Raw genomic sequence first — 6,610 nt, 5'->3', positions numbered from 1 at the left:
ACGGTCAACGTGCGCGCCGCCGAGGTGGCGCCGGAGCCGTACAGTGCCTTGGCGGTGAAAATGTGTGCGGCGACGGTCAGCCCGGACACGGTCAAGGTCCAGATGCCCGTAGTCGCATCGGCAGTAGCTTCACCCTTGGACACGGTGCCATCGAAGATCTGCACCTTCTGTCCTTTGGCAGCAGCGCCGGTCAGGACCACAGCGGTTTCAACCGTGATGCCGCCATTGGCAATTTCCACCCCGCTCGGCGAGCCCTTGACCGAGGTGATAGTTGGAGCGGTGGCGGCAGTGACGGTCAACGTGCGCGCCGCCGAGGTGGCGCCGGAGCCGTACAGTGCCTTGGCGGTGAAAATGTGTGCGGCGACGGTCAGCCCGGACACGGTCAAGGTCCAGATGCCCGTAGTCGCATCGGCAGTAGACTCGCCCTTGGACACGGTGCCATCGAAGATTTGCACCTTCTGTCCTTTGGCAGCAGCGCCGGTCAGGACCACAGCGGTTTCAACCGTGATGCCGCCATTGGCAATTTCCACCCCGCTCGGCGAGCCCTTGACCGAGGTGATGGTTGGAGCGGTGGCGGCAGTGACGGTCAACGTGCGCGCTGCCGAGGTGGCGCCGGAGCCGTACAGTGCCTTGGCGGTAAAAATGTGTGCGGCGACGGTCAGCCCGGACACGGTCAAGGTCCAGATGCCGGTGCTCGCATTGGCAGTAGCTTCACCCTTGGACACGGTGCCATCGAAGATCTGCACCTTCTGTCCTTTGGCAGCAGCGCCGGTCAGGACCACAGCGGTTTCAACCGTGATGCCGCCGTTGGGGATCTCGACACCGCTCGGCGAGCCTTTAACGGAGGTGATGCTGGGTGCCTCGAGTGCCAGGGCTTTAATGGTGTAAACCTGGTTCGGAAACACCACGGCCGTGTTTTCGTCATTACGCTTGTCCAGCGCGGCCTTGAAGGTGATGGTCAAAGTGCTGTTATCCGCCAGCGCGGCCAGCTCGTTGTAGGCAACGGTCCGAGGCCAGAACCCCTGGTTGATCCAAGTGTCGTTAACCTGGCTACCGCCTCCGGCCCAAAGAATGGAGTGGTAGTCAGAACCATCGTTTTTCTTGCCGTCCAGGTACATCCACACCGGTTGCCCCGCCGCAATCAGCGTCCAGAGTCCTGCGTGGATCGTGGCATTTTGGCCGGCCAGTTTGCTCACATCCAACACGTTGTTGGTGTCGGCTTCGACGAAGATCGGTGAGTTCAACTCCGATGCGGGCAAGGTGCCTATGTTCAAGACCAGCGGGTCGGAGGAGTACGTCCTGCCAGCGCGCTCAACGGTGTAGCTGACGGTCACGGTTTTGCCGAGGCTGAACGCGACCACTGAGTTGGGAAGCGGAATTTCCTTGGCGCCGACGGTGCCCATCTCGACGGGGGCGGTCGTGTGCGAACCTGCCGCCGGGGTATCAGGCAAGGCAGCCCAGGTCACGCTGACCCGGTCGGTGGCGCGCAAGCCGACGGGGATGATCGCGGTCAACAGGTCTTTCGCAGCTTGCGGGGCAAGGGTGTTGCCGGTCGCTTCCTTGATGGTCGGGGCCTTGAAGCCGACCCGATTCACATCGACATCCGCCCTGAGTATTTTCGACCAGCGCCGCCGCTCCGTCGGGTTGTGCAACTGATCGACTACGGTGTAGGAGAACTTGAAGTCCGGGCTGCTGCCGATTCCATCGAAAACGTCGCGGATGACGGTCACCACCTTTGGCTTGCCGACCTCGTCGGGTTGTAGCGGCGGCAGGGGAAAGTCCGAGTTCTGCAGGCGCACGGTAATGACGTCGTAAGCTTTCATGTAGGGGTAAAACAGGGTCAACGGCACACCTTGGTCCACGTCATCCTTGCCGATTACCGGCGGATCGCCCAGCTCGGCCGGCAAGCTGATGTCCAGGTAGGGGTGATCGTCGTTGCCGGGCACGATATTGCCGCCGGGCAGTTGTTCGCTGTACAGGATCCACAGCGGGATAGAGTCGGCCACGTTGCCGCTGGGGCGATGGATCTTGTATTCCAGTTTGTTATTCCGGCCATCGAGCAGCAACAACTGAAACAGGTTGAATGTGGTGCGCTCATCGCGATCGGGGGCGAGGATGGGGCGTTTTTCGAGTTCCGTGCCGTTGAGCCAGAGGGAGATGGAAATTAAGTCATCGGCAGGGCCATCGCGCACGGGCGGGTCGACGATGACCGTCACGGCTGCTGCCAACACCCCTTGCGTGTTGAGCACCTGCCGGAAAATGGCCAACGGCAAACCCACCGCCGGCTCACCCGGCGGCACGGCCGGGTCGGGAATTACGTTTTCGGTTGCGCCCTGAATACTTGGCGGAAAGTTGACCAGAATCTCGGCATCCGGTTTTTCATTAGCCATGGTGTCTACCTGGGTGTGAGGTGGGGACATGGCTTATGAGATACCGACGGTACAGGCGTGGCTACTGTCAGAAATTACAGGTTGGGGGTGGTTAGGGGCGGTTTCGGATGGGCGGTCAAACGTCTATTTGCGTGCGCCGCCGAGTCCTTGTAGGAGCAAAGCTTGCTCGCGAAGGCGGTGTATCAGTTAACAATGATGTCGACTGACACTCCGCTTTCGCGAGCAAGCCCGCTCCCACAGGGGCCCTCACTGGTCTTCAGATAATCAGCGGACTTTGAACCGTCCCATGATCGAGCTCACCCGGCTGTTGGCTTCCAGCAACTGCTGGGTGTTCAACTCGCTGGCGTGACCGCTTTTCACCAGTTCATCGACCATGTGGCGGATCTGCACCATGCTGCGGTTGATCTCTTCGGTCACGGCGCTTTGCTGCTCGGCGGCGGTGGCGATCTGGGTGCTGAGGCTGTTGATGTGGCTGACGGAGCCGGCCATTTCATCCAGGCCGGTGTTTACCCGTGCCGTCGCATCGGCGGCGGACTGGCAACTGGCCTGAGTGTTTTCCATGGCCGCTACCGACGAACTCACGCCTTGGGTCAGGCGCTTGAGCATTTCGTTGATTTCCGAGGTGCTGGCCTGGGTGCGGGCGGCGAGGGCGCGGACTTCATCGGCCACCACCGCAAAGCCACGACCCTGTTCACCGGCCCGCGCCGCTTCAATCGCCGCGTTGAGCGCCAGCAGGTTGGTTTGCCCGGCAATGGCGCCGATCACCCCGAGAATCTCGGTAATCCGCTGCGCGTCCTGTTGCATGCTTTCGACTTTATGGGTGGCGCTGGCCACTTCATCAATCAACGCCACGACACTGTTGGACGCTTCGCCAACCACCACCCGGGAACGGTCCGCGTGTTCGTTGGCGCGCTGGGTGAAGGCTGCGGTTTCGGCGGCGTTCTGCGCCACGCTGTCGGCGGTGGAACTCATTTCGGTGATGGCGGTGACGGTCTGATCGGTTTCCGAGGCGTGACGCACCAGGATCTGACTGGTGTGCGCCGAGGTCCGTTGCAGGTTGTCCAGGCTCGACGCCATGGCGCCGGTGGCCTGGGTCACTTCGCCGATCATGTTCTGCAGGTAGATGATGAAGGCGTTGACCGAATGGCCGATGGCCCCCAGTTCGTCTTCGGCGCGAATGGTGATGCGCTTGGTCAGGTCGGCGTCGCCGGCGGACAGCGCGTCGATATTGGCCTTGAGGATTTTCATGCGGTGGATCAGTTGGCGGATCGCGTAGATCTGCAACAGCACCAACAGAATCACCATCGGAATCTGCAACAGGCTCAGGGTGTTCAGTACATCGTCACGCTGGGCGGTGATCAGTTTGGTCGGCAGGGCCGTGGCGAGGAACCATGGCGTGCCTTCAATCGGGCGCATGAAGAAAGTGCTGGCTTCACCGTTGTTGTCGAATTCGACGCGCTGGGCCTGGTCACGGTTTTGCAGGCCGGCCTTGACCTGGCTGGCGAACGGCGAGTTACCGGCCAGTTCGCTGATGTTCTTCAACACAATCGGGCCGCTGATGCGTGAGCTGTTGCTGATGATCTTGCCGTCGGCCTCGACGATCAGCATCTCGGCGCCGAGGTCTTTTTCCTTGCGGGCGATCAGGTCGTTGAAAAAGCCCAGGGTCACGTCGATGGTCGACACGCCGTAGGCCGCGCCGTTTTTCTGGATGGCCATGGCGCAGTTGGTGCGCGGTTCGGCACTGGCGTCATCTTTATAGGCGGCGGCCCAGGCGCACTGGCCACGCGGGGTGGCCATGCCGCCCTTGTACCAGGTCTGGTCGTAATAATTGGGCGCGGCGTCGCTGTTCCAGAAGGTGTTGACGGCCAGTTTGCCGGAGCTGTCGCGGTGCCAGAAGGTGCTGAACTTGTTGCGCCCGGCTTCACGCTGGCCGGGCAATGGCCAAATCCCGCCGCCAAACACTTTCAGCTCACCGTACTGGTCCACCAGGCCGGGCAGCACCGTATCGATGGCGGCGCTGTCGAGCAGGGGAATGGTCTGGGTGATGCTGCGTTGCTGGGCCTGCACCTTGTTCAATTCGCCCTGGATTTGCACCGCGACTTCGGCAATGCGGTTGAGGGCTACCTGTTCTTCGGTGTGACGCAGTTTCGGTGCGACCAACTGGCTGATGCCCACCACCGTCAGTACGGAAAGCAGCAGGATGAACAGGACCAGAAACAGCGTGTAGCGAGCCTGAATGGTACGGAATGCGGGCATGGGACTGGTCCTTGTGCTGCGTTTTTATTGTTGGGGTGTTGTGTTTGAAAGCGGGGCTATCCATGGCTTATCGGCCCGCCGTGGGCGAGCTTTAGTACGGACGTACAAGAAATGGGACAGGGGGACAGACGGTATAGGAGGGGTGAGTATCGAAGCCGCTACAAATGGACAGAATCTGTAATAAATGACAATCAATGTAGCGGCTATACCAAGATCAAAAATTTCATATAGGCCAATGAAACCGGGGACTTGGGGATTTGTATCGAAAATGTACGAGAATTGTAAATAGTCGAAATATTTGTAGGTAGAGTGTCGTTTCGCGTCGATACTTCCCCGCATTCATCTCGCTTAAACAAGGATTTTTTATGTTCCTGTCAGGAGTACGGTCATGACGATTGGTGTGGTCGGTAACTGGACAGCCAAATCGGGCCTGCTGGTGCGCCAGGGTTCGCCCAACGCCAAACCGGTGTCACAAAGCGCCAAGGTTCGGGAAATCCTGACCATGGTAGGCACCAACCCGACGATCCTCGATCGGACGAAAATGGATTCCCTGCAACTGTTCAAGCAGGTCAAGGGCTTCGATCCGACGAACATCTCGGCCAAGCAACTGGGCAACATGAGCACCTTCCTCAAGCAGAACGGCATCATCGGCGATGTGACCGCGCTGACGTTGCTCAACGCTGGCGACAAGTTCGACAAGTTTGGTATTCCGAACGACCCTGACGCCAAGTTCAATGCGCTGGATTACTTCGCCACGCAACTGGACTCCATCCAGAACAACAACCTCAAGGGCAACAAGTACGCCAACTACCTGGTCCCGGAGTTCAAGAAAGCCATTTACGTGCTGCAGAACCTGAAGACCTACGGCGAAGGTAACGGCACGACGGTCAAGAAAAAGGACAAATGATCTTCTGCCCCGCTCACCACGCGCAGCGGGGCAGAAATCGACGGATCAGCGGTCGAGCAACTTCATGACCTCTTCCGGGTAACGCAGGCCGGCAGTCGCATTGGCCGGGAAGATCGCCTCCAGCGCCTGCAACTCGCCGGCGCTCAGTTTCACCTCCAGCGCCGCGACATTTTCCTCCAGGTATTTACGTTGCTTGGTCCCGGGAATCGGGATCAGGTAGTCGCCCTGCGCCAGCACCCAGGCCAACGCCAGTTGCCCTGCGGTCACGCCCTTGTCGGTGGCCAATGTTTGCACCTGCTGCACCAGCAGCAGGTTTTTCGCGAAATTCTCCCCTTGAAAGCGCGGACTGAAGCGCCGGTAATCGTCCGCTGCAAAGTCGTCCGGACTTTTCAGGGCGCCGGTCAAAAAACCACGACCTAGCGGGCTGTAGGGCACAAACGCGATACCGAGGCGCTGGCACGCGGCCAGGCAACCGTTGTCTTCCTGATCGCGGCTCCATAACGAGTATTCACTTTGCAACGCGCTGATCGGATGCACCTTGTGCGCCCGTTCCAGCGTGGCCACCGAGGCTTCGCTCAACCCCAGGTAACGCACCTTGCCGGCCTTCACCAGTTCCGCCATGGCGCCGACGGTTTCTTCGATGGCGACTTGCGGGTCGATCCGGTGCTGGTAATACAAGTCCAGGGTGTCCACGCCGAGGCGCTTGAGGGTGCCGTCGATGGCCTGGCGAATGTACTCCGGGCGGCCATTCACGCCCCGTGCGGTCGGGTTGGCCGGGTCGCGGACGATGCCGAACTTGCTGGCCAGGAACACCTTGTCACGCTTGCCGGCAATGGCTTTGCCGATCAGTTCTTCGTTGGTGTGCGGGCCATACATGTCGGCGGTGTCGAGCAGGTTGACGCCCAGTTCCAGCGCCCGGTGCAGGGTCGCGGTGGCTTCCCGGGTATCGGTGCCGGTGGTGTAGAAATCGGTCATGCCCATGCAGCCCAAACCGATGGCGCTCACGTGCGGTCCGTTCTTGCCCAGTTGACGTGTTTGCATGAGATCAGCTCCTTGA

Annotated in this window: 3 protein-coding genes; 1 reads left to right on the top strand and 2 read right to left on the bottom strand. The window is 60.2% G+C overall.

Translation table 11 applies throughout. The features are described 5' to 3' along the window. Positions 1–2,654: 2,654 nt before the first annotated feature. Entirely contained in the window at positions 2,655–4,646 is a 1,992-nt protein-coding gene (locus BK665_RS17085; protein ID WP_123407472.1) for a methyl-accepting chemotaxis protein, read from the bottom strand. Between the two features lie 388 nt (positions 4,647–5,034). Here BK665_RS17085 and BK665_RS17080 point away from each other — a divergent pair, with 388 nt between their 5' ends. Further along, on the top strand, positions 5,035–5,553 hold the full coding sequence (locus BK665_RS17080; protein WP_123407470.1) for a hypothetical protein: 519 nt from the start codon (positions 5,035–5,037) through the stop codon (positions 5,551–5,553). A gap of 45 nt (positions 5,554–5,598) precedes the next feature. On the opposite strand, the gene BK665_RS17075 is transcribed toward BK665_RS17080, so the two are convergent. After that, positions 5,599–6,594 carry an aldo/keto reductase gene (locus BK665_RS17075; protein ID WP_123407468.1) on the bottom strand — a complete coding sequence of 332 codons (996 nt, stop codon included), beginning with the start codon at positions 6,592–6,594 and terminating at the stop codon, positions 5,599–5,601. Between the last annotated feature and the right edge of the window lie 16 nt (positions 6,595–6,610).

The sequence above is a fragment of the Pseudomonas frederiksbergensis genome (genome assembly GCF_003732665.1).
GTDB lineage: Bacteria > Pseudomonadota > Gammaproteobacteria > Pseudomonadales > Pseudomonadaceae > Aquipseudomonas > Aquipseudomonas frederiksbergensis_G.
This window is presented reverse-complemented; position numbering and strand designations above follow the sequence as displayed.

Bases quoted from the DNA above. Each gene is read 5' to 3' on its own strand.
- BK665_RS17075 (WP_123407468.1), bottom strand. From the start codon at position 6,594: ATGCAAACACGTCAACTGGGCAAGAACGGACCGCACGTGAGCGCCATC.
- BK665_RS17080 (WP_123407470.1), top strand. From the start codon at position 5,035: ATGACGATTGGTGTGGTCGGTAACTGGACAGCCAAATCGGGCCTGCTG.
- BK665_RS17085 (WP_123407472.1), bottom strand. From the start codon at position 4,646: ATGCCCGCATTCCGTACCATTCAGGCTCGCTACACGCTGTTTCTGGTC.